The organism is Actinomycetes bacterium (assembly GCA_036510875.1).
In the GTDB taxonomy this organism is placed as follows: domain Bacteria; phylum Actinomycetota; class Actinomycetes; order Prado026; family Prado026; genus DATCDE01.
Genome location: DATCDE010000204.1, coordinates 1 through 2,101, shown reverse-complemented (window position 1 = coordinate 2,101; position 2,101 = coordinate 1). Strand labels below are relative to the sequence as shown.

General features: G+C 75.2%; 2 protein-coding genes. One reads left to right on the top strand and one right to left on the bottom strand.

The window, feature by feature from the left end; all coding sequences use genetic code 11:
* Nucleotides 1-1,659: sigma-70 family RNA polymerase sigma factor (locus tag VIM19_11975; GenBank protein ID HEY5185595.1), on the bottom strand; the 1,659-nt coding region annotated here is incomplete at its 3' end.
* 262 nt (nt 1,660-1,921) lie between these two features.
* Here VIM19_11975 and VIM19_11970 point away from each other — a divergent pair.
* The coding region (locus tag VIM19_11970; GenBank protein HEY5185594.1) for a hypothetical protein at nt 1,922-2,101 on the top strand (180 nt) is incomplete at its 3' end.

Sequence of the window (2,101 nt, the reverse complement as noted above, 5' to 3'; positions counted from 1 at the left end):
CGGGGTCGGCGGCACCGGGGTCGGCGGCACCGGGGTCGGCGGCACCGGAATCGGGCTGAACGTCGGGATCGGCGTCGGCGTCGGCTCGCTCGTGACCGTCGGCTCGGGCGTCGCCGTTGGTGTCGTCGTCGTGGGAGCCGGCACGGTGACCGTGAGTGTGGGCGCAGTGGTGCGCGTCGGCAACGACGTCGGCGTGGACGCCACTGTCGGCTGGGGCGAGTCGGAGGAGGCGGCGGGAGCGGGGAGCAGTGGGAGCGCGGGCGCTGCGGGACCGCTGGAGCCCTGGCCGCCTCCCGACCCGGACCCGCCGGTCCCCGGCAGCACGGGCACGCTTGAGGTCGTGCTCGGGGGCAGCGCGGTCACCGGCCCCTGGTCGTTCGTGCTGGCCACGACGGCCACCACGACGCCAGCGGCGGCCAGGCCGACCACCGCGGCCGCGGCACCGGCCAGCAGGCCACTGCCGGCGAACAGCCCACCGGTCGCTGCCGCTCCCGGGACGACGGTGAGGCCGGCTGAGGTGCCGGCCGCGGTCGTCGTACCGGCTGCCGCCGTCGCGCCTGCCGTGGAGGAGGCGGTGCTGGTGACGTACCCGACCGACGTGGTACCGCCTGCCCCGCCCGAGGCCGCCACCCCGGCAGCCCCTGAAGCGCTCACCGAACCCGCGGCGGCAGCCGCCCCGGTCACGACGGCGGTCATCCCAGCGCCCGCCGAGGCTGTGGCTCCGGCGGCGGCCGCGCTGGTCGCGGTCCCGGCCGTTCCCGCCGTCCCGGCAGCGCCGGCCGCGGTGCCACCCGTGCCGGCTCCGGTCCCGGACCCGGACCCGACCAGCCCGATCGCGGCGCCGCCGGCCGCAGCCGCCTTGAGATAGCCGGCGGCGAGCAGCCCCAGCACCAGCGGGGCGACGATCAGGCGCATCCCGTGGTTGACGTCGGTGAGCTCGAGGACGAGGGCGCGGCAGCGCTCGCAGCCTTCGAGGTGCTGCTCGACGTGGGCCGTCTCGCGCTTGGCCAGGCCGCCGCGGGCGTAGGAGCCGAGCTTGTCGGCGTACGGCCGGCAGGCGTCCTCGAGCTCGCCCATGAGGTGCTGCTGCAGGTAGGCCTGGCGCAGCCCCTCACGGGCCCGGTAGGCGAGCGCGGCGACCCCATTGGCGGTTAGACCGAGCAGCGGCGCGACCTCGCCCGGTTGCAGCCCCTCCACCTCGGTGTGCCACAGGACGGTCTGCCACCGCTCGGGCAGCGAGGCATAGGCCCGCGCCACGATGGACTTCTCCAGGCCCTCGATCGCGGGGTCGACGAACTCGACCCCCGGGTCGTACGGGGTCAGGTCGTCGGTGACCTGCACCCGGCTGCTGCTGCGAGTGCGGTCGTAGGCAACCCGGCGCAGCGATGTCAGCAGGTACGCGCGGAAGGCGACGTCCGGCCCACCGCCGCCCTGCAGCACCACGAGGACCTTGGCGAACGCCTCGGCGACGAGGTCCTCCGCCTCGTTCGGGTCGCGGGTCAGCTGCCTGGCCATCGACCGGGCCGCCCCCACGTGCCGGTCGAACAGGCCCCCGTACGCCTCGTTGTCGCCGGACCGGACCGCCGTGATCAGCTCAGCGTCGCTACGACCCACCGCCTCTTCGGGGTAGGCCTCGACGCCGAGCGGGAGGTCGGTCACTGGGCGGTCGCTCCTCCTCGTGGGCCGTTCGGGCGAACCTCCGGCGTACTGCCGGCGCTTCCTGCGGGCAGGGTTCCCCCCTACCCCTTGCTGGGACGCTCCGAACGGCCGGCTATGACGGCGTTCCGGCCGCTGGATGCGGCGTCCGAAAAAGTCATCGACCAAAGTCGCGTCACGGTTGAGCCCCACGGCCGTCCCTTCTGCGTCGGCAAGCCCCGCGGGGAGGTCCCGTGGGTGCTGAGGCGACCTTGGGAGGCGATTCGTGTCGGACGACCTGACGACGGCTCCCTACGCCTTGGGCGAGGTGGCCGCCGCGGTGCGCGAACGCTGGCATCGCAAGAGCGAGGAAGCCGCCTGGGCCCACCCGACGGACTGGTGGCATCCGGCGGTCGACGCGCTGGCCGAGGCCGTCGCGGACGGCCGGGACGCCACCGTCCCCGCC